The organism is Acetobacter suratthaniensis (assembly GCF_017377745.1).
Classification (GTDB): domain Bacteria; phylum Pseudomonadota; class Alphaproteobacteria; order Acetobacterales; family Acetobacteraceae; genus Acetobacter; species Acetobacter suratthaniensis.
The window spans coordinates 208,147-233,741 of sequence record NZ_JAFVMG010000002.1 but is presented as its reverse complement, the minus strand read 5'-3'; the positions used below and the strand labels follow the sequence as shown (position 1 = coordinate 233,741).

20 protein-coding genes and 1 riboswitch are annotated in these 25,595 nt (G+C 59.3%); of the genes, 8 read left to right on the top strand and 12 right to left on the bottom strand.

The window, feature by feature from the left end; all coding sequences use genetic code 11:
* Window positions 1-57: 57 nt before the first annotated feature.
* From J2D75_RS04600 to crcB, 3 genes are read left to right on the top strand one after another with little or no spacing between them, the layout of a single operon-like run.
* Window positions 58-2,652 carry an MMPL family transporter gene (locus J2D75_RS04600; RefSeq protein WP_207853281.1) on the top strand — a complete coding sequence of 865 codons (2,595 nt, stop codon included), beginning with the start codon at window positions 58-60 and terminating at the stop codon, window positions 2,650-2,652.
* 18 nt (window positions 2,653-2,670) lie between these two features.
* Window positions 2,671-3,507, top strand: coding sequence for a universal stress protein (locus J2D75_RS04595; protein ID WP_207853279.1), 837 nt, complete (start codon window positions 2,671-2,673; stop codon window positions 3,505-3,507).
* A gap of 19 nt (window positions 3,508-3,526) precedes the next feature.
* Entirely contained in the window at window positions 3,527-3,964 is a 438-nt protein-coding gene (gene crcB, locus J2D75_RS04590; protein ID WP_207853381.1) for a fluoride efflux transporter CrcB, read from the top strand.
* Between the two features lie 37 nt (window positions 3,965-4,001).
* On the opposite strand, the gene J2D75_RS04585 is transcribed toward crcB, so the two are convergent.
* From J2D75_RS04585 to J2D75_RS04560, 6 genes are all read right to left on the bottom strand, one after another.
* On the bottom strand, window positions 4,002-5,087 hold the full coding sequence (locus J2D75_RS04585) for an LptF/LptG family permease (RefSeq protein ID WP_207853277.1): 1,086 nt from the start codon (window positions 5,085-5,087) through the stop codon (window positions 4,002-4,004).
* Window positions 5,087-6,610 carry a glycosyltransferase family 39 protein gene (locus J2D75_RS04580; protein WP_207853275.1) on the bottom strand — a complete coding sequence of 508 codons (1,524 nt, stop codon included), beginning with the start codon at window positions 6,608-6,610 and terminating at the stop codon, window positions 5,087-5,089. Before J2D75_RS04580 ends, J2D75_RS04585 begins: the two co-directional genes overlap by 1 nt.
* Window positions 6,611-6,884: 274 nt before the next feature.
* Window positions 6,885-8,144, bottom strand: a complete 1,260-nt coding sequence (locus J2D75_RS04575; RefSeq protein ID WP_207853273.1) for an FAD-dependent oxidoreductase — start codon at window positions 8,142-8,144, stop codon at window positions 6,885-6,887.
* Window positions 8,145-8,242: 98 nt separating this feature from the next.
* Complete coding sequence (locus J2D75_RS04570; protein ID WP_025859932.1) at window positions 8,243-8,479, bottom strand: DUF3297 family protein; 237 nt, start codon at window positions 8,477-8,479, stop codon at window positions 8,243-8,245.
* Window positions 8,480-8,535: 56 nt separating this feature from the next.
* A complete protein-coding gene (locus J2D75_RS04565) occupies window positions 8,536-11,859 on the bottom strand; it encodes an efflux RND transporter permease subunit (RefSeq protein WP_207853271.1) in 3,324 nt (1,107 codons plus the stop codon).
* 29 nt (window positions 11,860-11,888) lie between these two features.
* Window positions 11,889-12,725, bottom strand: a complete 837-nt coding sequence (locus J2D75_RS04560; protein ID WP_207853269.1) for a hypothetical protein — start codon at window positions 12,723-12,725, stop codon at window positions 11,889-11,891.
* Window positions 12,726-12,893: 168 nt separating this feature from the next.
* Here J2D75_RS04560 and moaB point away from each other — a divergent pair, with 168 nt between their 5' ends.
* On the top strand, window positions 12,894-13,448 hold the full coding sequence (gene moaB / locus J2D75_RS04555; protein WP_207853267.1) for a molybdenum cofactor biosynthesis protein B: 555 nt from the start codon (window positions 12,894-12,896) through the stop codon (window positions 13,446-13,448).
* Entirely contained in the window at window positions 13,441-14,019 is a 579-nt protein-coding gene (locus tag J2D75_RS04550) for a DJ-1/PfpI family protein (RefSeq protein ID WP_207853265.1), read from the top strand. Before moaB ends, J2D75_RS04550 begins: the two co-directional genes overlap by 8 nt.
* A 55-nt stretch (window positions 14,020-14,074) precedes the next feature.
* Here J2D75_RS04550 and folE read toward each other — a convergent pair whose 3' ends face one another.
* Together folE and apaG are read right to left on the bottom strand one after the other, a co-directional pair.
* Complete coding sequence (gene folE / locus J2D75_RS04545) at window positions 14,075-14,695, bottom strand: GTP cyclohydrolase I FolE (RefSeq protein WP_207853263.1); 621 nt, start codon at window positions 14,693-14,695, stop codon at window positions 14,075-14,077.
* A 32-nt stretch (window positions 14,696-14,727) separates the two neighbouring features.
* Window positions 14,728-15,198 (bottom strand): Co2+/Mg2+ efflux protein ApaG, encoded by a 471-nt coding sequence (gene apaG / locus J2D75_RS04540; RefSeq protein WP_207853261.1) that lies wholly within the window; start codon window positions 15,196-15,198, stop codon window positions 14,728-14,730.
* 605 nt (window positions 15,199-15,803) lie between these two features.
* Here apaG and J2D75_RS04535 point away from each other — a divergent pair.
* The 3 genes from J2D75_RS04535 to J2D75_RS04525 all read left to right on the top strand — a co-directional run bounded on the left by J2D75_RS04535 (window position 15,804) and on the right by J2D75_RS04525 (window position 20,684).
* Window positions 15,804-17,585 (top strand): hypothetical protein, encoded by a 1,782-nt coding sequence (locus J2D75_RS04535; protein ID WP_207853259.1) that lies wholly within the window; start codon window positions 15,804-15,806, stop codon window positions 17,583-17,585.
* 40 nt (window positions 17,586-17,625) lie between these two features.
* On the top strand, window positions 17,626-19,317 hold the full coding sequence (locus tag J2D75_RS04530; RefSeq protein WP_207853257.1) for an alpha-keto acid decarboxylase family protein: 1,692 nt from the start codon (window positions 17,626-17,628) through the stop codon (window positions 19,315-19,317).
* 71 nt (window positions 19,318-19,388) lie between these two features.
* On the top strand, window positions 19,389-20,684 hold the full coding sequence (locus J2D75_RS04525) for an MFS transporter (RefSeq protein ID WP_243428487.1): 1,296 nt from the start codon (window positions 19,389-19,391) through the stop codon (window positions 20,682-20,684).
* Between the two features lie 128 nt (window positions 20,685-20,812).
* On the opposite strand, the gene metZ is transcribed toward J2D75_RS04525, so the two are convergent.
* The 4 genes from metZ to J2D75_RS04505 form a co-directional block, all read right to left on the bottom strand.
* Window positions 20,813-22,021, bottom strand: coding sequence for an O-succinylhomoserine sulfhydrylase (gene metZ, locus J2D75_RS04520; protein WP_207853255.1), 1,209 nt, complete (start codon window positions 22,019-22,021; stop codon window positions 20,813-20,815).
* A gap of 92 nt (window positions 22,022-22,113) precedes the next feature.
* Window positions 22,114-22,193, bottom strand: a riboswitch (SAM riboswitch).
* A 94-nt stretch (window positions 22,194-22,287) separates the two neighbouring features.
* Window positions 22,288-23,433, bottom strand: a complete 1,146-nt coding sequence (locus J2D75_RS14530; protein WP_207853252.1) for a bifunctional GNAT family N-acetyltransferase/(deoxy)nucleoside triphosphate pyrophosphohydrolase — start codon at window positions 23,431-23,433, stop codon at window positions 22,288-22,290.
* Window positions 23,426-24,532 (bottom strand): aromatic ring-hydroxylating oxygenase subunit alpha, encoded by a 1,107-nt coding sequence (locus J2D75_RS04510; protein WP_207853250.1) that lies wholly within the window; start codon window positions 24,530-24,532, stop codon window positions 23,426-23,428. Before J2D75_RS04510 ends, J2D75_RS14530 begins: the two co-directional genes overlap by 8 nt.
* Before the next feature lie 157 nt (window positions 24,533-24,689).
* The gene (locus tag J2D75_RS04505; RefSeq protein ID WP_207853377.1) at window positions 24,690-25,571 is read right to left on the bottom strand and encodes an ATP-binding protein; all 882 of its coding nucleotides are present in this window, start codon (window positions 25,569-25,571) and stop codon (window positions 24,690-24,692) included.
* Window positions 25,572-25,595: the final 24 nt, after the last annotated feature.

Sequence of the window (25,595 nt, the reverse complement as noted above, 5' to 3'; positions counted from 1 at the left end):
CGGTGTCTGCCCCGACAGCCTGCACTCCAGATCTAGAACAGGGTTCCGTCGTTTATCATGCTGTTCGCATTCATAGGCCGTTTCATTACGCTATGCGCCCGCCACGCCTGGGCGGTGGTAGCGTTGTTTGTTGTTCTCTCGGGTGCGAGCGTTTACGCGGGCATGACCAGCCTGGGTGTTACAACCGACACCAGCAAAATGCTCTCTCCACGGCTGGCGTGGAAGCAGCGTTCCGATGAGATGGGCCGCCTGTTCCCGCAGAAGGAGAACCTTCTGGTTGCAGTGATCGAGGCCGATCTGCCGGAGGAAGGGGCAGAGACAGCCCGCGCTCTGGCGGAAAAACTCTCGGCCGATCACAAGCATTTTGCCTTTGCGCACAGGCCGGACGCCAATCCCTATCTGATTCGTAACGGTCTGATGTTCCTTGATGTCAAACCGCTTACGTCCATTCTGGATGATACGATCGCAGCCCAGCCTTTTCTGGCGGCTCTGGCACAGGACCCTTCAGCCCGAGGGCTGTTTGGCGCCCTTTCGCTGATTGCGGAAGGGATCAAGCAGGGGCAGGCCAACCTTACGGGGTTTCAGGCTCCGCTGACCGGTTTTGCCAATACGCTGGAGCAGGCGGCCGCCGGGCATCCGTCTCCCCTGTCATGGGAAAGGCTTCTGGGCGGTCAGTTGTCCGATCTGGCCGGGCGTTACCAGTTTGTGGTGACCAAGCCGAATCTGGATTTCGGCTCCTTCCAGCCGGGGGGCGAGGCCAGCGATGCCATGCGTGCGGCTATCAACTCTCTTGAATTTGTTCGTAACGGTCATGCCCATGTGCAGATGACCGGCGATGTTCAGCTTAATGACGAAGAATTCGCCACCGTGGCGGAAGGTATGGTCGCAGGGCTGGTTGGTTCTCTGGCACTGGTAACACTGTGGCTTACGCTTGCTGTGCGCTCATGGCGGGTTGTGGTGCCGATTGTCATTACGCTGGTGGTGGGGCTGCTGCTCACGACTGGTTTTGCTGCTGTTGCCGTGGGTACCCTCAACCTCATTTCTGTGGCGTTTGCCATTCTGTTCGTCGGGATCGCCGTTGATTTTGCCATCCAGTTCTCGGTGCGGTTTCGGGCGCAAAATCCGTCTGAACCGGGCGCACAGGGGATGTTCGAAGCCCTGCGGATGACAGGCGAGGAAACCGGGCACCAGATTCTGGTGGCGGCTCTGGCCACCTCGGCCGGGTTTCTGGCCTTTACCCCGACAGCCTTTCTTGGCGTGGCCCAGCTTGGCCTGATTGCCGGTGTAGGCATGATGGTGGCGTTTGTCTGTACCACCAGCCTGCTGCCTGCTTTGCTTAAAATCTGCCGCCCGCCGCTGAACTGCCCGAGCATGGGCTACACTTTTATGCGGCCGGTTGATGTGGCGATCCGCCGCTTTCGCAAGGTGTTGTTGGCTGCGTTTGCGGTTATTGCCGTAATCGGGCTGGCTCTTGTGCCGCGGCTACAGTTTGATGGTGATCCGCTTCATACCAAAAACCCGCATTCCGAAGGCATGCGCGCGCTGCGGTTGCTGATCGACAATCCGCAGACATCGCCTTACAGCGCCGAACTGCTGACGGCTTCGCTGGATGATGCGCATCAGCAGGCCGACAGGCTGGCGGAACTGCCGCAGGTGCATGACGCCATGTGGCTGGGGTCGTTCGTGCCGGTCGATCAGGATCAGAAACTACCGCTTATTCAGGATGCGGCTTCCATGCTGCTGCCTACCCTTATGGTGGAGCAGACCAAACCCGCGCCTGATGCCGAGGCGCTGCGGGCCTCAGCAGCGGCAACGGCCAAAGCGCTGGCGGGGGTGCTGGACAGCCTGCCCGCACAGGACCCGTTGCGCCGTATCCAGTCCGCACTGCTTAAACTGTCTCAGGCGTCGGATGACTCTGTTCTGGCCGCCAATCAGGCGCTGGTGCGCTTCCTGCCTGCGGAGTTGGATCAGCTCCGCACCATGTTGCAGGCGACACCAGTCAAAATTAGCGATATTCCTCATGATATTGCTGATGATTACCTGCTGCCAGACGGACGCGCGCTTGTTGAGGTGCATCCTAATGGGTTGATGACCAGCTCTGAGGCGCTGCACCATTTTGTTTCCGCCGTGCAAACACTCGAACCTGCAATTGCCGGGCCTGCGGTGGATATTGTCGAGAGCGCTAATTCCATTGTCCGTGCCTTCGAGCAGGCGGCTGTGGCCGCTGTGGCGATGATTGCCGTCATCCTGCTGCTGGCCCTGCGCCGGGTGAAGGATATGGGGCTTGTGCTTGCTCCGCTGATGCTTTCCGCGCTGATGACGGTCGTGCTTGTTGTGGTGCTGCCTGAAACACTGAACTTCGCCAATATCATTGCGCTGCCGCTGCTGTTGGGGGTGGGGGTTTCGTTCAATATCTACTTTGTCATGAACTGGCGCGATGGCGTGCATTTCCCGCTGGCTTCGCCTACAGCCCGGGCTGTCTTGTTTTCCGCCCTGACAACCGGCACGGCGTTCGGGTCTTTGGCCATGTCGCACCACCCCGGCACGGCCAGTATGGGACGCCTGCTGTTGCTTTCGCTTGGCTGTACGCTCATTGCGACACTCGTTTTCGTGCCAGCCTTGCTGCCCAAGAGAGACAGCGACGAGGTCTGACACTGCAGAGAGGTTACCATGCGCCTGCTGGCTGTTCTGGATCGAGTGGATACAGCGCCTTTTACACTTGAGGCGCTGGCCGGGCTTTTAGAGCGACTTGGCCCGGCTGAAAGCCGTATCCTGCATGTTCAGCCAGCGCGTGACCCGGATTATCTTTCGCCCGATGAAGGCATGCCCGGTGTGGCGGAGCATGAGCGTTTCACTCATACTGTGTCGGCACAGGCCGATACCCTGCGCCAGAGCGTGCGGGAGTGGACACAGGCGGTCACTCCCAATCGGGAGACCCTCTGGACGGAACAGGTGGGAGATGTGCGCAGTCTTGTCGCGCGTGGGGCCAGTGAGGCGGATATAACGGTGCTGAGCCGTCCCCGCCCCAAAGATGAAGCCGCCGTGGCCGAAGCGTTTGCCGCTGCCCTGTATGATGCCAGCGCTGCGGTTCTGATTGCGCCTTTGCAGCATTATGCGACTTTTGGCCAGTATCCGGTTGTTGCGTGGCATCCGTCTCACGCGCTTGATCTGGCTGTGCAGTCTGCACGCCCTCTCCTTGAGCGCGCCAATCGCGTGACATTTGTTATTGGTGAACGGACTCCGAATGAGGTGGCAGATCCACCGCTGGCTGGAGACCTGGCGCGGTTGGGGGTAGGGGTGCGTATTGAGCGTTTTCTGCTGGGTGCGGTGGATACAGGCGAGCAGGTGCGCCAGCATGCCCTTGCGGCTGGTGGTGATCTGCTGGTTATGGGCGCGTATACGCGACCGCATTTCATTGAATGGCTGTTTGGTGGCCCCACGCAGGATATTCTGGCTCATGGCACCCTGCCAATCCTGACCCGTCATGCGCCGGGGCTGGCTGGCTGACGCAGGAGTAGAGAAGGTGATGGAAACACGGCTGGCGACAACCGTCATGATCGGGCTGGGGGGCGCATTTGGCACCCTGCTGCGTTACTGGGGCGGGCTGGCTGCCCTGCGCTGGAGCCAGTGGCTACCGTGGGGTACGATCCTGATCAATGTGAGCGGCTCTTTTGCCATCGCATTTTTTGGTACGCTGACAGCGAGCAATGGACGCTTTGCTGCTTCTGAAACGGTGCGGCTGGTTTTTATGGTGGGGATTTGCGGCGGGTTTACCACCTTCTCATCCTTCAGTCTTCAGACACTTGATCTACTGCGGCAAGGGGCTGTGCTGCGTGCGATGCTCAATATCGTGCTTTCACTCGCCCTGTGCATGGCGAGTGTGACCGCAGGCTACCTTACCGCGCAGGCGCTCAATACGGCAGGTCAGCCAGCCTCCGCACAGGCCGAGCGCCCATCGCGTTAAAGGCCGGTGTTTCAGGTGGGCAGGTACGGGCTGAAACTCAGCTTTTCCTGTCTCGTAGCCTGAACAGACCAATGGCTCCTACCAGAAGCGCAATACCGGGTGAAACAATGCCGAACACCGCATGTTTGACCGACAGGGAATGCAGCATCAGATTAAGCGCAATAAAGGAAATAACTGCCAGCACAGCCCATGCAGGCCGCTGGACAGAAGCCTGACGCGAAAACTGGCCGCGTAGGGTCGCGTTCAGTGCAATGACGGCCAGAGCCAGCGAGGTCAGAGGCTCTCCCAGACGTTTCCAGCCTTCCGCAATCATTCGCCCGCGTTCCTGTGCAGAAACAGTATCCGGTGGGTGAAGCAGCGTGGAAAGGGGAAGTTCTTCAGGGCCGGGGCCTTCAGCATGCTGGCTTTCGGGAGAGAGAGACAGCACTTCCTGCGTAAAATACACCATGCCCAGATGGCCGGTATGGGGGTCGATTTCCTGCCGCGAACCATCCAGCATGACCAGCAGCGGCATATGATCCTTCATGATCATGATACCGTGACGAGCGAGCACGGTGGAGCTATGGCCCGGTTGCCGCTCATCATTGATCAGCAGGCCATGGAGTTCGCCATTGCTGTCCTTCTGGCTCACGTAAACCGTCAGGTTGGGCATGATATTGAAAAACACACCATCCTGCAGGAGCAGGACTGCGCCCTGACTGCGGAGCGATTGCTGGATATGGTGGATATGGCGGGCACTATACGGCACCACCACCAGTGTCAGCAGGTAGCTTAGCAGAATGCATGTAGCGGTTATGAACGTGGCCGGGCGGCTCAGTTGCGCGGGGGAGCGACCCGAGGCCAGCATGACTGTGAGTTCGCGGTCGGCCATCGCCCGGCTGTATGTGACCAGAATGGCGATAAAGACTGCCACAGGCAGGATGATTTCCACCAGTCCGGGCAGGATCAGCAGGATCATCCACAGGAACGACAGGAACGACACCCCCTGTCGTGAGAGCAGGGGAAGCAGGTGCAGCACCTGCATGAGCCAGACCAACGGTGTTAGCACGGCAATGGTGCCCACAACGCCCAGCACGATCTGTCGTGCCAGATAGCGATTAAGAATACCTGAGATTGGCAGCACTACGGCACCGCTGGAGGAGTGATGATGAACGTGTAATTATACATGCGACCTGTATAATGGCCGAAGTGATGCGCTAGCGCCAAGGGAATACGTATCGTCTGCGGTGTGGCGTAGCGATTAGCGCCATCGAAGCACTCTGTATCGCCATCCAGACAGAGCGACAGCAAGCCGTGCTGGCGGATTTTTTCCGGTGTTACCCAGAGTGCGTAAGAGAGATCATGCCGGGGGAAGCTGTGCGGATGAGCCGGGCTGTAGAAGGTTGCGAGGTTGGTATAGGGCTCTGACCCCGAGACGTAGACCAGAGGCGCCTTGACGTGCTCTTGCCATAGTCGGGTGCCTGTCAGGGCAACTTCTTCGAACGGAGCCTGTTTGGCCCAGCGCTTGGTGTGTGGCCGCCAGTACATGAAAATCGGCGCACCAATAACCAATGCAAAACTGCCGATCGCCACAAGATTGATTGTGGTGCGGGCCAAAGGTCTGGGCGGGCAGGTGCCTGTAGCCTGCAAAATCAGTAGCGGCAGCAGGGGCACAACCCCGATCATCATTTCACTGGTGACAGGGGTACGCAGGGCGATACTGAACGCCAGTGTCAGCACGATAGGCGTGAACGTAACAAAGGCAACCCATCGTGTCTGAGCCGCTGTGATGGGGGTATGTTGTGCCCGAGGCCCACGTGCGCCGAGACAGACAGCGACCATTACCCCGATCACGACTGATACCATGCCAAGCAGGCCAAAGCTGGCCATGAAAAAGCGGTGGAGGATTTCAGCCCACGGCCAGTTCAGCTTGCTGTGCAGATAGGCAAGTGGTGTCGCCTGATTTTGTGTCAGCCACCACAGATGCGGGGATGTTACCAGTATGATGACGGCTGCAGCAATCCACGGCTGGCGCGAACGTAGCCAGTTGCGTCCGTTCTCGCTGGCGAGTGCGGCAAGGCCGCAGCCGCTGAGTGGGAGCAGGATGTAATATTTGGACAGGAAACACAGGCCGCACAGCAGGCCAAAATACAGGGTGGCACGCCGGTTATGCCGCTCGGAGGCACGGTAAAAAAACAGGAGCGTCCACGGCCAGAGAGAAATGAAGATCGTGTTGGCGTCAAACTTGAAGGCGTAAAACGTAAAGAATGGCGTCAGCAGGGGCAGGGCGCGGGCGGTCAGTCGCTGCTCGGGGTTTTTGATCAGTTCGCCGGTCAGTACCCATGTGCCCCATAGCCCCACGGCGGCGTTGGTCGCGCTCAGGAGCGCGAAGGAAAAGGCTGTAACCGGAAAGATGGCAAACCAGAGGCCGCACAGCCACGCCCAGAACGGTGGGTGCTGATGATAGCCAAGCTGGAACTCCATGCCCCACGCATAGGCTTCGACCATATCGTGCTTGAGGGGCACGGGCATTTCGGAAACAAAGAAAAAAAACGTCAGAATGACGGTAAACGCCACCAGCAGGCAGGCACCCTGCAAAATCGTGCTGTTTGGCAGAAGCCATCTGTCCATCAGCGTCCGGCCAGTTGCCGACAGAGGCGGTTTCATTCTGGGTTTTGTGCCTGCAAGGAAGAAAGAAAGAGGAAAGGCGTTACGGCATGACTGCCGGGAGCGACCGCTGCACGAAGGGTCATGCCCGCTGCGCAAAAGAACAATACAGGGCGCATATCTTCCTTCAGGGGACGGCCCCCACAGGGCGTTATCCGGTTATGCGTGCACGCTGGAGTGCTGCAAAAAACCGCTTTCCTACTCTTTTATAAAGACGAATATCGTGGACTGTAAAGCGGGCCACCCACGTTTGTAGGTGGCCCGGACTGAGTGCTTACTCAGAAATCCAGCGGGGGTGATGCGGCAGTTCGACATCGCGCCCCTTGAGCATCATATCCCAGTAAACACGCGGGAAAACCGTTGTTTTGAGGAACCATGCAAAACGGCTGGGCTTGCGCTGATCGTAAGGGAAGCTGGGGGCGGGTTTGCCGCCGTACAGGAATTCCGCCAGCACGATCCGGCCGTAACCGACAGTTAGCGGGCAGGCGCCATAACCGTCATACTGGCCGTCCAGCGGCTTGCCATCGAGCGAGGCCAGAACATTGGCGCAGACAACAGGCACCTGTGCGCGGGCTGCGGCCATGGTTTTGGCGTTGGAGGTGTTCATGACATCGCCAGCGCCAAAAATGCTCTCGAAACGGCTGTGCTGCAGGGTGGCGGGGTTCACATCCAGCCAGCCAGCGGCATCGGCCAGCGGGCTTTGTTTGATGAAATCGGGCGCACTCTGCGGCGGCGTTACGTGCAGCATGTCAAAGCTGCGGATTTCCTGCGTAACGGTGCCATCCGGGGCGGTTACGGAAAAAGTAGCCTTGCGGGCCGGGCCATCCACCGCAATCAGGTTGGTTTTGTAACGCAGGTTGATGCCGTAATAATCAATCGCTTCCTGCAGGGCCGGGCGATAATAGGCAACGCCGAACAGCACATCGCCCGCCAGACAGAAATCAACACTGGTGCGGCTCAACGTGCCTTTCTTGCGCCAGTAATCAGAAGCCAGATAGGCAATTTTCTGTGGAGCGCCCGCGCATTTGATTGGCATGGGCGGCTGGGTGAACAGCGCCGTGCCCCCGGCCAGAGACTGGATGCAGGTCCAGGTGTATTCCACCGTCTCACGCGAGTAGTTGCTGCATACGCCGTTGCGGCCCAGCGTTTCGCGCAGGCCCTTGATCTTGTCCCAGTCCAGTTGCAGGCCGGGGCAGACAATCAGGCGGTTATAGGCAACGATACGGCCATCATCCAAGGTAACGGTGTTGGCTTCAGGCTGGAAAGAGGCAGCGGCGGCGCGCAGCCATTTGCTGCCCGTGGGAATAAGCCCGCCTTCCTGATCAAGAGTATCGCGCAGCTTCATGGCGCCCGCACCCACCAGTGTCCAGCCGGGCTGGTAGGCATGGGTGGTGGCGGGGTCGATAATGGCGATATCCAGCGTGGGGCGCATGCGCAGAAGGCGTGCTGCCAGCGCGATACCAGCAGACCCACCCCCAACAATCACGATCGTGAAATGCAGGTCAGGCGTTGTGCTGGCTTGTGTCTGAGTCACGGCTCTTGTCCCTGTCGTTGTCTTTTAGACGGCGCAGTATTCCAAACCCCTACAATTAAATAAAGTATTTAATTGTAGGGCCATGTGCCAGAAGCAGATCAGTCCTTAATCCAGACCTCTACCGGGCCGGTCAGCTTCATGGTCAGCGGGTTGCCGCGGCGGTCGGTGGTTTTGCCAACGGCCACGCGCACCCAGCCTTCGCTCACACAATATTCCTCGACATTGGTTTTTTCCACACCTTTGAAGCGCACACCGACACCACGGGCCAGCAGGGCCTCGTTGTAGAAGGGGCTTTCAGGGTTGACGGACAGCCGATCGGGCAGGGTGTCTGACATGCTCATGTCTTTCCGGTCTGGTTGATAACGGGTGCGCCTACAGGGCGGCGCAGTGTTCAGCGCTGTGTCTTAAAGCGTTTTTGCAGCAAAGACCATGCGCTGTGGCTCAAGGCCCGCCCGGTATCGCTCAGGCGGTGCATGATTAAATAAACGGCGGGCGTGGAAAACAGTGTCAGCAACTGGCTGGTGGCCAGCCCACCTAGAATGGCGATTCCCAGTGGCAGGCGCAGTTCCGCGCCGTACCCGCGCCCGATAACCATTGGTAATGCCCCAAAGGCTGCGGCCAGCGTTGTCATCAGGATCGGGCGGAAGCGGGTCAGGCAGGCGGCACGGATGGCCTGTGCCGGTGGTATGCCGGCACGTTCTGTCTGCAGGGCGAAGTCGATCATGAGAATGGCGTTTTTCTTGACGATGCCGATCAGCATGATCACAGCAATCATGGAAATGAGCGAGAAAGGTTGTCCGCACAGCCAGAGCATAAGTACAGCCCCCATGGCGGCGGAGGGCAGGGTGGACAGGATGGTAAGCGGCTGGCTGTAGCTTTCGTACAGAATACCCAGTGTGACATACATGGTGGCGATGGCTGCGATCATGATCAGCAGTTCATTCACCAGATCTTTGTGCAGATCGCCAGCCTGACCGGAAAAGCCGCCTTGCAGTCCCTGTGGTGTGTGCAGGGCGCGCATGGTGGAGCGGATTTCGGCTTCGGCTTCGTTCAAGGAGTGGCCTTCTGCCAGATCGAACGAAATCGTGCCTGATACCATGCCGGATTCATGGCTGACCTGAAGGGGCGAGGGGCGTGAGATCAGGCGACTGATCGTAATCAGCGGGATCATGGTTTCCTCAAGAGAGGACACAGCCGAGCCATTGGAAGCCCCCGCTCCACCCCCCGCAAGCCTGTTGGCTATGGCATTGCGGAAAGATTGCTCGCTAAGCGTTGTGCTGCTTGAGCCCGCTGTGTGGCTGTCGGTCAGGCGCACACGCACCGTGTTGGAGGCAACGGCCCCCGAGGCCGTGCCGCCCGAAGTGGAAACCCATAGGCTTTTGAGCAGCTCAGGATTGTCTCGGAAGGTTTTTTCCACCTCCATGATCACATAGGATGTGGTGAACGGGCTGGAGATGCTCGATGCCGTACGCTGGCCATAGGCATCGTACAGGGCATTGCCGATCAGTTGTGGCGTAACCAGATAGCGGGCGGCGGTATCGCGGGCGATATCCACATGAATGGCGGCGCCGCTTCCGCTCTGGTGGCTGCTGACGCCACGGATCACCCGGCTGTTCCGCAGGGCGTCTGTCAGGCGCGGTACCCATGTCTGGATATCCTGCGCCTGATCCGAACTGAAAATGAAGCTGTAAGCCCCTTCATGCTGTCGCTGGCCACCACCGTTTATGTCGCCCGGATTGGAGACGCTCGCATTCAGCCCGGCAATCTGGTCAACCTGTGTGCGTAGTCGGGTGGCAATGGCTTCGGGGCTGGCGGTGCGCTGGTCCTTGTCCTTCAGCACGGCGAAGAGCGTAGCTTCGTTCGCTGCGTCTTCCCCCGTAAAGCCCATGACGTTGCGGATGTCGGGATCGGCCATCATGATTTTGACAACCCGCTTGGCCTTGTCCGCCATAGCGGTGAAGGAAATGCTCTGATCCGCGCTCAGATAGCCTTCCAGCAGAGCAATGTCCTCGGCAGGCAGGACGGTTTTGGGCATGGCGATGATGATGCCGATGGTGGCGACAACACTCAACGGCAGCGAAAGCACCACCCACCACGGGTGGCGCAGAGTCCAGTCGAGTGCGCGGGTATAGCCTTTTGCACTATGGTGCATGAGCCAGTCCGTCATGTCTGCCAGACAGTGTGCCGCCCATACAAAGGGGTTACGGCTACGGCCTGCGGGCGGTGCCTGCGGGTCAGGTACGGCCAGCAGGCGCGCGCACATCATGGGGGTGAGCGAGACCGCCAGAAAAAAGGAAACGGAGACGGCGATGGTCAGCGTCATCGCGAATTCGAAAAACACGCGGCCCGGCACCCCGCCCATCAGCAGAAGCGGCAGAAATACCGCAATCAGCGAGATGGTTATGGACAGGATGGTAAAGGCAATTTCGCGTGCGCCGGTCAGGGTCGCTTCCATGCGCTCCATGCCCGCTTCCATGTGGCGGGCTATGTTTTCCACCACCACGATGGCGTCATCCACCACAAAGCCGGTGGCGATGGTTAGCGCCATGAGCGAGAGCGTATCGAGCGAAAACCCCATCAGGTGCATGGCCGCGAGTGAGCCAGCCAGTGAGACCGGCACCGTAACGGCGGGAATGAAGGTAGAGCGCCAGCTTCGCAGGAAGGCCAGCACCACCAGCACCACCAGCGCGACTGACATCAGGAGTGTTTCCTGCGTATCCTTTAGCGCACCACGGATGGAGATAGAGCGGTCGGTAACCAGTGTCAGTTTGACATCAGCCGGGAGTGCCTGCCGCAAATAGGCTGCGCGGGCACGGATGGCATCGGTTACTTCTATGACATTGCTGCCCGGCTGGGCGCGGATAATGGCCAGCACGGCGGGGCTTGCGTTTAGCCAGCCCGCCTTGCGATCACTTTGCGGGCCGCTATGGACACGGGCTATGCTATCCAGCCGCACGGGGCGGCCATCGCGGTAGGCAATGACAAGGCCATGATACTGCTCGGGGTCTCGTGCCTGATCGTTGGTCTGTAGCGTCAGGCGCTGCCCGGCCATGTCAATGAAGCCTTTGGGCGTGTTGGCGTTGGCAGAGGCCAGCGCCGAGCGCACATCCTCAAACCCGATCCCGTAATGGTAGAGAAGCTGGGGGTTCATCTCCACCCGTATGGCGGATTTGTCAGACCCAACAAGCTCCACCCATCCTACGCCTTTTACCCCGGCCAGCAGCGGGGTAAGGCGGGTTTCCGCCAGATCGCGCAGGGCGTCAGGCGAACGGTTGGGCGATGTCAGGGCCGTGACCATAATCGGGCTGTCAGACGGGTTGGCCTTGTAATACTGCGGCGGCATGATCAGGGTTGTGGGCATGTCGGTGCGTGCCGCGCGCAGGGCCGCCTCCACATCGCGCGCGGCCCCGTTGATGTCCCGGTCACTCTTGAAGAACAGCAGAATGAAGCTGCTGCTATCTGTCGTGTCCGAACGCATGCTCTCGATACCCGCAATCTGGCCCAGCCTGCGCTCCAGCGGTGTTGTGACAGCACTGGCGAGTTGTTGGGGCGAACTGCCGGGCTGGGTGGCAATCACGTAAATGACCGGCACCGAGATATTGGGCAGATCGGCAACCGGCATGGCCCGATAAGCGAACAGCCCGGCCACCACAAAGGCCAGCGCCATCAGGGTGGTGCCGACAGGGCGCATGATAAACAGCCGACTGAACGACACCGGTCTGGTCTTCCTTTACCTAGGGTGGTTCAGTTTTTGGCGGGCTGGTGGCCCGATGGCGCACCGGGTTGCCCGGAGGGAGAACCCTGCGGCTGATTGACAAGAATTTGGCCCGGCCCATCGCGTTCTATCGCCAGTGTGCCGCTGGCCTTGTCAACGATAATGGAGCCGCTGTTTTCGACATGCAGAGCCGCGACTTCGGTTTCGCCATGGAAAATGGCGTCCTGTGTGCTGGCTGAAGTGATTTCGAGGGCTTTCAGCTTCCCCGAGTAGGCCATGAAGGCCGAAGCGCCGCCAAGATAGACCGACAGGGCCGTGCCGTTGGCCTTGTTGACGGTAATGTTCGCGCTGCCAGTAGAGCGGAGGCGTGCTGACTCCGGCAGGGTTGGAATGGTGATCTGGCCCGTGGCCTCGCTGATCAGATCCAGCGTTTCCGCCGTGCCAAGCTGGGTCAGCCCCGCGCCAGCATGCACAACAACCGGCCCTGTGCGGTTATCCAGTGTCATGCCCTGCGCCTGTGGGGCCTCAATGGCCAGAGGCATGTCCGCCGGGGTGGTAATGTCGAGCGTGGCGGAGGCTTGAGGTGCGGCTGAGGGGGCTGGACAGGTTTCAAGCGTAAGCCGCAGCGTGCCATCAGGCTGGTGTGTCAGGGTGGTGTTCTGCGGCCAATGGCCCCTAACCGCGTTTTTCAGCTCGCTATCTGTATGGACAGACAGTGTGCCCGCGCAGGCGAGGGCAATTTCAAGCCGCTGTCCTTCCACGGTTGTTAAGGGCGCAGGTGCTGTGGCCGAGGCCGGACAGGCCAGCGACAGGGAGGCCAGTAAGGCCGCAAGGGCCGCAGCCGGGTGGAAAAGGCGATAGCGCATGGATTAACTCTGCCAGCCGCGGGGGTGGCCGTCCACTCCCATGATGCCATTGCCCGATCATGGGACTGCACGGTGCGGTCGAAGCTGTTATGGTAGCGGGTAGGCAAACCGGCCGTGCCGTGTCTGGTGTGGGCGGGGAGCGCTTCAGGTAGAGAGAAGACAGGTTTTATGTCCAGAATTGATACAAGCAGACCGTTCCTGCCGGTGCGGATTGCGGTCATGACCGTATCGGATACGCGCACGCTGGAAACCGATTCCTCCGGGACGACGCTTGCCACCCGTGTTGAGGCGGCTGGCCATGTTCTGGCGGATCGCGCCATCGTGCCCGATGATGCGGGGCAGATTGAGCAGAAACTGCGCGCATGGATAGCAGACCCGCTGGTGGATGTGGTCATTACCAGTGGCGGCACGGGCGTTACCGGGCGGGATGTTACGCCTGAAGCCTTCGAGCGTGTGCTGGAAAAACGCATTGAAGGGTTTGGTGAACTATTCCGCATGCTGTCCTACAGCAAGATAGGCACATCCACCATTCAGTCGCGTGCGCTCGCGGGTGTTGCGGGGGGGACGTATCTTTTTGCGCTGCCCGGATCGACCGGCGCGGTCAAGGATGGCTGGGATGATATTCTGGTCTTCCAGCTCGATAGCCGCCACCGGCCCTGTAATTTTGTGGAACTCATGCCCCGCCTGCGTGAGGGGTTGAAGGAGAACGATACCCATGTCTGATGATGTCAAGCTGCTGATGCTGGCGGGCGATTACGTCGAAGACTACGAAATCATGGTGCCGTATCAGGCGCTGCTGATGCTGGGCTATGCGGTGGATGTCGTGTGTCCCGGCAAAAAAGCGGGCGATAAGGTGCTGACCGCTATCCATGATTTTGAAGGGGCGCAGACCTATAGCGAAAAGCCCGGCCATGCTTTTGTGCTGAATGCGGATTTCGACAGCGTGGATACCGACAGCTATCTGGGGCTGATCGTACCCGGCGGGCGTGCGCCGGAATATCTGCGGCTGAATGAGCGGGTGCTGGAAATTGTCCGCGCCTTTTCTGACCGCCCGACAGCGGCCATCTGCCACGGTGCGCAGCTTCTGGCGGCGGCAGGCACCATCAAGGGGCGTAGGGTTTCGGCTTACCCGGCCTGCAAACCGGAGGTGGAACTGGCTGGCGGCGTTTATGCCGATATAGCCCTGACAGATGCCGTTACGGATGGTGAACTGGTAACCGCTCCGGCATGGCCTGCGCATCCCGCATGGCTGGCGCAGTTTATCAAGGTTCTGGGCGCAAGCGTTTCCATCTGATCGCAGTCGCCGAGAAAGCGCCCCTCCCTTATTGGGGGAGGGGGTTTTCAGTGGATCAGAAGTCCTGTGTGCCGGGGCGGTTGAGCATGGCCATCAGCTCACGGCGGGTGTCGGAGTTGTCGCGGAATACGCCCAGCATGGAGCTGGTCACCATGGACACGCCGGGTTTGTGGACACCGCGCGTTGTCATACATTCGTGGGCGGATTCAATAATGACGGCCACACCATGGGGCTCGAGCACATCATTAATGGTGTTGGCGATCTGCGCCGTCATACGCTCCTGAATCTGGAGCCTGCGGGCATAGGCGTCCACCACGCGGGCCAGCTTGGAAATGCCCACAACGCGCTGGCGCGGCAGGTAGGCCACATGAGCGCGGCCGATAATGGGGGCCAGGTGGTGCTCGCAATGGCTTTCGAAACGGATGTCGCGCAGCAGCACGATTTCGTCATACCCATCCACTTCCGAAAAAGTCCGGCGCAGAAGGCTGGCAGGGTCGATTTCGTAGCCGGAGAAAAAATCCGTATAGGCCCGGGCGACACGGGCTGGTGTATCCAGCAGCCCTTCACGCGTCGGGTCATCACCGGCCCAGCGTAAAAGAGTGCGGACGGCCTGCTCGGCTTCGGTCTGTGTCGGGCGGGCAGTCTGGCTGTCTGTGTTGGGCGGCGGCGCGCTCATGCCGGATCTCCTGTCAGCGAACAAAATTCGGATTAATGAAGCAGTGTCTGCTGGAACGGGCTGTCCAGGCTGAAAGCGGGAATGGTTACGTCAAAGCAGGTGCCGGTTGTGGTGTCACGCATCAGATAGGTGCCACGCATGAAACCGCCCGGTGTGCCCAGTGCCGCGCCCGACGTGTATTCAAACTTGGTGCAGGGCTGGATAATCGGCTGCTCGCCCACTACGCCAGCGCCCTGCACGTGTTCTTCACGGCCTTGGGTGTCGGTAATCAGCCATGTCCGTTCCAGAAGCTGCACGGGGTTGGCGCTGTCATTGCCGATACGGATACGATAGGCCCAGCAATAGCTGCCTTCGTCCGGTTCGGACTGTTCAGCCAGCCAGAAAACCTGCACCTGCACCCGAATGGCGCCAGTAACCATTTCATAAACAGGAAGGGCCGCGAACAGATCCGCGTAGGGTTCTTCCAGTTCATGCGCCAGAGGGAAGGCAGCCCGGTCGGCCATGGGCGAGTGTGCTCCTGAACATATGAGGGAAAGCCGTGCCAGCAGTTTGCTCCGCCCCTGTGAGCGGGTGCACGCGCTGTCTGGTTCAAGATCAAGGCGGGCAGCACTATCATGAACGGGGGGCGTCTGCCAAGCGCCGCACGTCCGATCGGTTGGGCATGTGAAAACGGCGGCGTGCTGAATTATAAAATTTTTCTTAAGTTTGTATGGTTGTCAGGATGAGGGCTGTGTCAGAGAAAGTATAATAATACAAAAAATATAATCGCTAAAAGTTATTGTTTGTTTTTTATTGGTCGTATTTTGCGCAATAAAATTATATTTGCATCCTGTGCGTGTGGTCACGGAGAATTGTGGTTTTTCTTGACCATTTTCAGGGCGCGCGTTATTCAGGCTCATTCAAATGATAACCGCGCATTGTTTGTGGAAATAAAAAGCAGGGTCTGATTTTTTTCGTATTGGTCAGGCCTTTATAAAAGACGCTTCACTGCAGAGTGTGCATACCCCAAGGGGCAGGCGTGATATTTGCCGTTTTAAAAAATAAGGCTGGCAGACGGGGGCTGAAAACTCACCTGCTGATCGGGGCGGCAGTTTTCTGTGTAGTGGATATGCCTGTTGCGTCATACGCGGATGATGCGCAGGAAATTGCTCTGATCAAAGCGCAGATGCGTAAACTGGCAGCTCAGGTCGAAGTTATTGAGCAGCGGCAGGCCCGTAGGCAGCATGTTGGTGCCACACGCCCGGCTGTGGGCAAACCGGCTGTGCATACGGCAAATGCCGCGCCGTCTTCACGTCAGGCTATTTCTGATGGGGCGTTTGAGCCAGCTATCCGTTTTTCATCCGACATGCAGCCTGAGCGCGCCAAAGACGTGATGCCACTGAAAGTGCGCGATGGTGAACGGGAAAGTGCACGTTTCGAATGGATGCCAGAGGCTAAAGAGACGCAAACAACCAAATCCACTATCGATCTTTCGACCGCCAGCCCTCAGGCTATTACGCAAACCGCAGTGGATACGTTGCCGCCTATTTTCAGCATAGGCGGTATTTCAGTGCGTCTGGGTGGTTTTGTGGAACTGTCCAATATCTGGCGTGATTCCAACATGACCAGCGGGCCTGCTACAGCATGGGGTAATTTTCCTTATGCCAATAGCCATAATCATGGGCTGAGCGAGGAACGCCTTTCCTCGCAGCTCAGCCGCATGTCAGTGTTGATGGAAGCCAATCCGTCCAAATCGGTGCGGTTGCAAGCCTATATTGAAAGCGACTTTGCCGGAGCAGGGGTCAGTAGCAACAGTGCGCAGATCAACGGGTATGTGCCCCGTCTGCGTCAGGGCTATTTTACTGTGACGGAAAAAGACTGGGGCTTCCATCTGCTCATGGGGCAGGCGTGGAGTCTGGCGACCAATTACGCCAAGGGCATTCTGCCCCGACAGGAGCAGTTGCCCGCAGTTACGGATAACAACCAGATTCCGGGGATTGTCTTTACCCGTGTGCCCCAGATTCGGATTGGTAAGGACTGGCACCAGAAATACTGGCTGGGCCTGTCAATTGAAGACCCACAGGCGATCAGCGCGTTTTCGGGATCGGTTGCTTCGGGCGGCACGCTCCCCCCAGCCTATGGCGATACCACAGGGGCAACGGTTTACTATTCCAACAACGGTGGCGCACTGCTGAACTCCACCGCCCAGTATAGCAACAACCCCGTGCCCGACATTATCCTTAAAGGGGCTGTCGATACCTCGTTCGGGCATTACGAACTCTTTGGCCTTGCCCGGTGGTTCCGCTCCGTAGCGGTGGCGCCGGGGGCGACAACCGCCAAGAAACAGACTTCGTTTGGTGGTGGTGTCGGGGCGGGCATGACCATGCCTTTGGGCACCAACAAATTGCAGTTGACCGGCAACGTGCTGGCCGGTGACGGCATTGGCCGCTATGGCCCCACCCAGTTGCCCGACACCACGTTTAACGGTCAGGGCCAGTATGTGCCTGTGCCAGAAATCATGGGGTCGCTTGGCCTGATCGGGCATCCGGCGAGTTCCGTGCTGGTCTATACCTATGGGGGTGTGGAATCAGCCGGGCGCAAATATTACATGGGGGCTGATGGTCATCAGTATGGCTACGGCGTAAGCGACCTGAACCTGAGCGGCTGCGAAACGCCGCCCGGTGTCAAGGAAGCAAGCTGTGCCGCCCAGACCCATACGCTGGCCTCCTTTACGGCTGGTGGCTGGTGGCACTTCATGCAGGGCCGCTACGGGAGTGTAATGGCCGGCCTGCAATACACATATATCCGGAAGTTTGCCTATTCTGGCATCGATAGTCACGGCAGCAGTGTTACCCCGACCGCATCGGGCAACACGGTTTATGTGACCTTCCGATATTTTCCGTTCCAGTAAAGTGGGGTCTCAGGACAACCCACCAAGGGAGAAAGAAAACATGTCTTATACTGTAGGTACCTACCTCGCTGAACGTCTTTCCCAGATCGGCCTGAAACACCATTTTGCCGTTGCTGGCGATTACAATCTGGTGCTGCTCGACCAGCTGCTTCTCAACAAGGATTGTGAGCAGGTTTACTGCTCCAATGAGCTGAACTGCGGTTTTTCCGCTGAAGGTTACGCCCGCGCCAACGGTGCGGCTGCCGCTGTTGTAACGTTTAACGTGGGTGCTTTTTCGGCCCTGAACGCCATTGGCGGTGCCTATGCCGAAAACCTGCCGGTTATCCTGATTTCTGGCGCTCCCAACTCCAATGATCATGGCAGCGGGCATATCCTGCACCACACCATTGGTATTCCTGATTATGGCTATCAGCTCGAAATCGCAAAAAAGCTGACCTGTGCGGCGGTTTCCATCACCAGCGCTGAAGATGCGCCGGAAAAGATCGACCATGTTATCCGCACGGCCCTGCGTGAAAAGAAGCCGGCTTATATCGAAATCGCCTGCAACGTGTCGGCCCAGCCCTGTGCGGCTCCCGGCCCCATCAGTGCTGTGCTGGACGTGCGCCCTTCGGATAAGGAAACGCTTGACGCAGCCGTGGCGGCTGTTGCCAGCTTTATTGAAAAGCACGAAAAGCCTGCCATTCTGATCGGTAGCCGCCTGCGCGCCGCCGGGGCGGAAGAAGCCGCTGTGAAGCTGGCTGACGCTCTTGGCTGCGTTGTGGGTACGATGGCTGCGGCTAAGAGCTTCTTCCCTGAAGAGCACCCGGCCTATGTCGGCACCTACTGGGGCAGCGCAAGCACGCCGGGTGTTAATGACATCTTCAACTGGACTGACAGCATTCTGGCGCTGGCGCCCATCTTTAACGACTATTCGACCGAAGGCTGGACCGCATGGCCTAAGGGGCCGAATGTTGCCGTTCTGGACAAGAACGTTACCAAGCTGAACGGCTTTTCGTTCGATAACATCCACCTGAAGGAACTGCTGGAAGCTCTGGCGGCGTATTTCAAGGACAAGCCGAAAAAAGACGCAACACTGGTTCAGTACAAGCGCGTGCACACCGCAACGGTGTCTGAAACCACCGGCAGCGGCGATGACAAGCTGACCCGTGCTGACATCCAGCAGACGCTGCAGGGGCTGGTTACGCCTGAAACCACCGTTATTGGTGAGACGGGTGATTCCTGGTTTAACGTGGTTCGCACCAAGCTGCCCAACGGTGCGCGCGTCGAATTTGAAATGCAGTGGGGCCATATTGGCTGGTCTGTTCCTGCTGCGTTTGGCTATGCCGTGGGCGCACCGGAACGCCGCACCATTCTGATGGTGGGTGATGGTTCCTTCCAGCTTACGGCGCAGGAAGTGGCGCAGATGACGCGCCGCAAGCTGCCGGTCATTATCTTCCTGATCAACAACGCTGGTTACACCATCGAAGTTGAAATTCATGATGGCCCGTACAACAACATCAAAAACTGGGACTACGCCGCCGTTGTGAACGCGTTCAACGCGGAAGACGGCAAGGGCATTGGCCTGCGCGCCACCACGGCGGGCGAACTGGCCGATGCCGTCAAGGTTGCGCTGGGCAACAAGGAAGGCCCGACCCTGATCGAATGCGTGATCCCGCGCGATGACTGCACCCCGGAGCTGATTTCCTGGGGCCGGCATGTGGCTACGGCAAACGCCCGTCCGCCTGCGAAATAACTTAACTCTCCGTGCGCCTGCTTTCCTGATGGAAGGCAGGCGTATGGCGTTTTGCAATATCGGAATTTTTCATGTCGGCTTCTCAGACGTCCAATACAGCGCCTTTGCCGGGTAGCGCACCTGCGGGGCAGCCGCAGAAGATACTGCCGCTTTATGTGCTGGCCTGGTTTTTATGCGCGCTGTTCTATTTTTATCAGTACGCCATCCGTTCAGCACCCGGCATCATGCAGGACGAGCTGACACAGGCATGGGGTAACAGCCATCTCGGGCTGATGATTGCTTCTTACTATATTGTCTATGCGCTGGCGGCTCTGGCCGTGGGTGTGCTGCTTGACCGTTATGGCGCGCACGCCACCATGCCGGTTGGCATTGCCATTACCAGCGTGGGTTGCCTTATTTTCGCTCAGGGGAGTGTCGCGGCGGGGATCGGGGGCTATGTCATTCAGGCTCTTGGTGCCATCTGCGCTTTTGTTGGTTCTTCCTATGTGGCGGCGCGGTATCTTCCTGCGCGCACACTTGCTCTTTTTGTGGGGCTTACCCAGTGTCTGGGTATGGCGGGGGCGGCGTTCGGTTCCAAACCCACGCGTATTCTGATTGACCCCAACGGGTCTTTCCATATTCCTTGGCAGACGGTCTGGCTGGGTTTTGGCGTGATCGGCGTGTGTCTGGCCGTGGCGACATGGTTTGTCATGCCGCGGGACTCTGGCGATAGCAGTGCGCATCACGGGCATTTTTCCGTTGGAAACCTGCTTAAGCCGTTCCGCATTATTTTCGGCAATCCGCAGAGCTGGATCGCGGGTATTGTGGGGGGGCTGCTGTTTGTGCCTACTACAATCGGCGCGTTGGGCTGGGGGGCGTCCATGCTGAGCAAGGGCGAACACACCAGCATGGCTTTTGCGGCGTCTGATGTGTCCATGGTGCCGATTGGCTGGGTTATCGGCTGCCCGCTGCTGGGCTGGATTTCTGACAGGATCGGTCTGCGTAAGCCGGTGCTGATCGGTGGCGCACTGGTGCTGCTCGCGGCTTCGCTGTGTGCCCTGTACATTCCTGCCGGTGTCATGCCCCGTTATTCTGTGGCCTTGGTGATGGGTATTGCTTCTGGAGCGGCGATGATTCCGTTCTCATCCATGAAGGAAGTGAACCCGCCGGAAGTGAAGGGCACGGCGGCAGGGGTCATGAACTTTCTGGTGTTCGGCACCACGGGTGTCATGTCACCGCTGGTTTCAGCCCTGATGGTCGGTGGCGATACTGACAGCATGGCGCTGTTCCACCGTGCGTTCATGCCGCTGCTGGTCGGCATTGTGATTGCGATCGGGCTATCTTTTGCCCTGCGTGAAACGGGCTGGAAAGTTCAGAAACAGGGCTGAGGGTTTCCTCAGCCACCCCGGTAAGCCGGGTTATGGGGCGGGCCTGCTTCTTTACGGTTATACCGTGGGGAGCAGGCCCGTTGTCTTTTGTGGGGAGCCCGGCAGAATAAGCTGCCGGGCTGCGTTGCTTAAAGAGCGGACAGGGCGGCAAAGCCGCGTGCCAGATCGTCGATCAGGTCCTGCGCGTCTTCCAGACCGACGGAGAAACGGATCGTCCCTTCGTTGATACCAAGTGCCGCGCGGGCCTCGGGGTCGATCTTGGAATGGGTCGTGGTGACCGGATGTGTCACCAGTGAGCGCGAATCTCCAAGATTGTTGGAAATGGCGATCAGCTTCAGCGCGTTCATGAAGGCGAATGCGCCTTCACGTCCGCCTGCGACTTCAAACGCAACCAGCGTGCCGCCACCGCTCATCTGGCGCTGGGCCAGAGCGTATTGCGGGTGGTCAGCACGGCCGGGGTAACGCACGGTTACAATGCCGGGGGCGGAGGCCAGATAGTCTGCTACCTGTGCGGCATTGCGGGTCATGGCATCCACCCGCAGGGAGAGGGTTTCAAGCCCCTTGAGCATCACCCACGCATTGAAAGGCGAAAGGGCATTGCCGGTATTGCGGGTGAAAGGCTGAAGGGTTTCGGTAATCCACTGCGCACGACCCAGAACGGCACCGCCGAGCACACGGCCTTGTCCATCAATATGCTTGGTGCAGGAATACACGACCACATCCGCCCCCAGTGCCAGCGGCTTCTGGTACACGGGGGAGGCAAAGACATTATCCACCACCACGATAGCGCCAGCCTTGTGCGCCAGAGTGGAAATGGCGGCAATGTCCAGAATTTCCAGCATCGGGTTGGAGGGGCTTTCCAGCAGCACGGCGGCTGTCGGCTCGGACAGGGCTTCGGCCCACTCATCCAGATTCGTGCCATCAACAAAAACCGTTGTCACGCCGTAGCGGGGCAGCAGGTTGGCCACGATCCAGTGACAGGAACCAAACAGCGCGCTGGAGGCAACCACGCGATCACCCGCCTTCACATGCGACAGCAGGGCGGAAGAAACCGCCCCCATGCCGGTGGCGGTGGCAACACAGGCTTCAGCCCCTTCCAGATCGGCAAGCCGCCGTTCCAGTGCGGCTACGGTCGGGTTGCCAAAGCGGCTGTACTGGTAGTGGGTTACTTCACCGGTGAAGGTTTTGGCGGCCTGTTCGGCATTGTCATAGACAAAGCCCGAGGTCAGGAACAGGGCTTCACTGGTTTCGCCGTAAGCCGTGCGCTCAAGACCAGCGTGGAGCTGACGGGTGGCGGGGCGCCATGTGGCCTGGCTTGATGTATCGGAGTTGGTCATTCTGGTATCCGGTTTTCTCGTGTCAGACGAACCCGCGCGGGTAATCCTGCGGTATCGGTCTGTTGAACTGACCGTGGAAACCTTGACGTCGGGCGGGCGTCGTCAGGGCCTCTTTAGCGCACTTCTTTAACCTCGCCGCAATCCGGCCGGACAAATCACGAGGACACCCCCAAGAGAGCGGGCGTATTTTCTGGTTAGGCGTGCAAGGCGGGTGCCGTCAAGCCACAGGACGGCAGGGCAGGGGCGAGAGAGGGGGGATCAGCCCTTCAGAGTAGTGCCTGTAAGAGTGGGATAAACGGCAGATCGGCTTCGGGCATGGCGTAACCACGCAGGTTTTCTGGCGCGACCCATGCCAGTTTCTGCCCTTCGCGCGGGGTAGGGGTACCCTGCCAGCGTCTGCATAGATACAGCGGCATAAGCAGGTCAAAACCGGCATAGGCGTGCGAGGCAAAGGTAAAGGGCGCCATGCAGGCGCGGCTCATATCCAGCCCCAGCTCTTCATGCAGTTCGCGGACAAGAGCCGCTTCGGGTGTTTCGCCTGCTTCCACCTTGCCGCCGGGGAACTCCCACAACCCCGCCATGCTTTTGCCTTCCGGCCTGCGGGCAAGAAGGATCTGCCCGCTTGGGTTGATGAGGGCTGCGGCGCTTACCAGCACTAACCGCCGGACTTCTGGCCTGTTGTTACGTGTTGGTATGGCGGGCGAGGTGCCTGTGGGAGCAGCTCCGGCCAGTGCTTCGTGATGGTGGGCGGGGGTATCCGATGGTGGGGCGGGTGGTGGCGCCGTGCTGGCCGCCAGGGGGGCTGGCGTGTCGGTGTTCGGGGTTTTGGCAGGTTGGCTGATGTCAGCGCGGGTGGCCTCGAACAGCTCCACAGGCAGGTCGGTGCCACGGGCGACGAACTTCTGCCGATCAGTGCCTGTATGGCGAAAGCCTGCACGCTCCAGCACGCGGATGGAGGCAATATTATCCTGCGCAGCGCTCGCACTCAGGCGGTCGATGTTCAGGTGTGCCAGCGCCCAGCGGGCAATACGGCTGGCTGCCAGCGAGGCAAAGCCCTGCCCCCAGTGAGCGCGGCCCAGCCAGTAACCGAGCTGGCCCTCGCGTTGCGGAGGGGCATGGGGGGAGCGGCCCGTCTGGGGCAGGGGGACAATCCGCAGGCCGATACACCCTGCTAGCCTGCCATCAGGCCCCAGTATGGCAAAGTAAAAGCCTTCGTTTTTCCGGCATAGGGCCTGTGTGGCGGTTATCCACTCATCCGCCAGTTCCCGTGGGTAGGGAAAAGGCGGACTGCTGAGCATGCGCACAACCTCCCAGTCATTGACCAGATGGTGCAGGGCCGGGGCGTCATCAGGTGTCAGCAGGCGCAGGCGGCAGGGAGGCGCCTCAAGCTCAAGGGGTAACGTATCAGGCATGAGACCCAGAGGCAGGCGGAACACCACATTCTTTCAGCAGGTCGCGTAGAGCGTTGATAACAGGGAAGACTTCCACATTGTGGTCTCCCCCCAGTTCGCGCCATGCTTTTTGTTCCAGTTCCACGATCTCGCGATCTTCAGCAAAGATACGCTCGGTAAACGCGACCAGAAACGGCCATGCCATATCGAGCAGGCCGGGAATTTTCGGCCGTTTGACCGATAGCAGGCCAAAGGTGCGGTTGGTAAGCTCATCCGCGCTCTGGGGGACATAGACGATCCACAGATCCATCACGGGGTCTTCATCCCCGGTCTGGATACGCAGGGTCTGGTAGGGGTATTCGGTGCGGATGGTCATGACATCGCGGTGCTGGAACTTCGCCTCCGCGTTGCGCCGCTCGCCGAAAATCAGCGCTTCGCCCAGGGGCTGGCTGCCTCCCGTGCGGGCAAAGCTGTAGCGGGCTTCAACCAGACCGGCTTCCTTGAGCTGGCCAAGGAAGCGGGGCTTCATCTGGCCCATCTGTTTGGAGTGCATGAACTGATGGTTCATATCCATCAGGTTTTCGTGCATGAAACTGTAGTGACAGCCCACTTCGCGCCCGAAAAAGCGGGTTTTGTAAGCGGGGTTTGCGGCCTGCGCCAGAGCGGGCGGCAGGGGAGTGGTTTCAGCTTTTTCCGGGTCGCCGGGGAAGACGAATATCATCCCGTCCTGTTCGCGGCAGGGGAAGGTACGCACCCCGTTGGGGAGCTTGCCCTTGCCGAGATAAGGCACATCAATGCAGCGACCCGAGCGGCCATAGGCCCAGCCGTGATAGCAGCATTTGACCGAATCTCCCTTGACCTCGCCCTTGCTGAGCGGAACCTGCCGGTGGGCGCAGCGGTCTTCCAGTGCGAAAACCGGCCCTTCCTTCGGGCGGACAAGGGCAATCGGCAGGCCGGCATAGCGGGTGCCGATGGTTTTGCCGGGTTTGACTTCGCGTGACCAGGCGACAGGGTACCAATAGTCCGGGTTGGAGCGGACAGTCCGAAGGTCGACCCTGCCTGCCTCAGCCGTAGGGGCGGAGGTGGAGAAAACAGGAACGGCGGGATCAGTCTGGGTCATGGTGCCTCGTATCGGATGACGGTACGCAGGTCACCCCTGCGTTCAGTGCTATCTCAACGCATTGGCTGGCGGGACGCAAGACGCGACAATGCTGAAAGACATATTCTTTCGCATTTGCCGGGGTGTGCCCGGTTTTTTGCAACCCGCCAGCGTGTTTTTAGCGGTGTGGTGTATCGGCGCTCAGGCGTGCGCTCAGGTCTTCTATGAACTGGAACGCCACACGGCCCGAGCGGCTGCCGCGTGTAATGGCCCATTCATTGGCGCGGGCCATCAGTTCGGCCTCGGCAATGGTCAGGCCGCGCTGGGCGGCATAGGCGCGCACCATATCGGCATAGGTATCCTGCTCGCAGGAGTAAAAACCCAGCCACAGGCCAAAGCGGTCGGAGAGAGAAACTTTTTCTTCCGTCGCTTCGGACGGGCTGATGGCTGTGGCGCGCTCGTTTTCGATCATATCGCGCGGCATCAGATGGCGGCGGTTGGATGTGGCGTAAAACAGGACGTTTTCAGGCCGTCCGGCTATGCCGCCATCCAGAACGGATTTGAGAGCCTTGTAATCCCTGTCTTCCTTTTCAAAAGACAGATCATCACAGAACAGGATGAACCGGCGCGGGTTCTCGCGCAAAAGGCTCAGCAGCAGGGGCAGGCTGGTCAGGTCTTCGCGCTGGATTTCTATCAGCGCCACCCGGCCTTTGCCGGGAGTGCAGGGCTGGCCGTCTTTCTGGTTGGCCAGAGCATGGGCACCTTTGACCAGAGAGGACTTGCCCATACCCCGCGCACCCCACAGCATGGCGTTGTTGGCGGGCAGGCCGCTGGCGAAATACTGCGTGTTTTCAACCAGCGTGCGGCGTTGCTGATCAACCCCGCGCAGCAGGTCAACGGGTACATGCGCCACGTGGGGTACGGGGCGCAGCCTGCCGCGCTCAGGGAGCCAGACAAAGGCATCCGCCGTATCCACGCCTTCCAGCGTGGCGGGCGGGGGGGACAGTCGTTCCAGCGCCGTGGCGATCCGTTCGAGAAACGGGGTCTGCTCTGCGTCCATAAGGGCCTCTTTTTTCTCCCGCCC

Coding starts and splice junctions, on each gene's coding strand:
- J2D75_RS04600 (WP_207853281.1), top strand. CDS start 58: ATGCTGTTCGCATTCATAGGCCGTTTCATTACGCTATGCGCCCGCCAC.
- J2D75_RS04595 (WP_207853279.1), top strand. CDS start 2,671: ATGCGCCTGCTGGCTGTTCTGGATCGAGTGGATACAGCGCCTTTTACA.
- crcB (WP_207853381.1), top strand. CDS start 3,527: ATGGAAACACGGCTGGCGACAACCGTCATGATCGGGCTGGGGGGCGCA.
- J2D75_RS04580 (WP_207853275.1), bottom strand. CDS start 6,610: ATGAAACCGCCTCTGTCGGCAACTGGCCGGACGCTGATGGACAGATGG.
- J2D75_RS04570 (WP_025859932.1), bottom strand. CDS start 8,479: ATGTCAGACACCCTGCCCGATCGGCTGTCCGTCAACCCTGAAAGCCCC.
- J2D75_RS04560 (WP_207853269.1), bottom strand. CDS start 12,725: ATGCGCTATCGCCTTTTCCACCCGGCTGCGGCCCTTGCGGCCTTACTG.
- moaB (WP_207853267.1), top strand. CDS start 12,894: ATGTCCAGAATTGATACAAGCAGACCGTTCCTGCCGGTGCGGATTGCG.
- J2D75_RS04550 (WP_207853265.1), top strand. CDS start 13,441: ATGTCTGATGATGTCAAGCTGCTGATGCTGGCGGGCGATTACGTCGAA.
- folE (WP_207853263.1), bottom strand. CDS start 14,695: ATGAGCGCGCCGCCGCCCAACACAGACAGCCAGACTGCCCGCCCGACA.
- apaG (WP_207853261.1), bottom strand. CDS start 15,198: ATGGCCGACCGGGCTGCCTTCCCTCTGGCGCATGAACTGGAAGAACCC.
- J2D75_RS04535 (WP_207853259.1), top strand. CDS start 15,804: ATGCCTGTTGCGTCATACGCGGATGATGCGCAGGAAATTGCTCTGATC.
- J2D75_RS04530 (WP_207853257.1), top strand. CDS start 17,626: ATGTCTTATACTGTAGGTACCTACCTCGCTGAACGTCTTTCCCAGATC.
- J2D75_RS04525 (WP_243428487.1), top strand. CDS start 19,389: ATGTCGGCTTCTCAGACGTCCAATACAGCGCCTTTGCCGGGTAGCGCA.
- metZ (WP_207853255.1), bottom strand. CDS start 22,021: ATGACCAACTCCGATACATCAAGCCAGGCCACATGGCGCCCCGCCACC.
- J2D75_RS14530 (WP_207853252.1), bottom strand. CDS start 23,433: ATGCCTGATACGTTACCCCTTGAGCTTGAGGCGCCTCCCTGCCGCCTG.
- J2D75_RS04510 (WP_207853250.1), bottom strand. CDS start 24,532: ATGACCCAGACTGATCCCGCCGTTCCTGTTTTCTCCACCTCCGCCCCT.
- J2D75_RS04505 (WP_207853377.1), bottom strand. CDS start 25,571: ATGGACGCAGAGCAGACCCCGTTTCTCGAACGGATCGCCACGGCGCTG.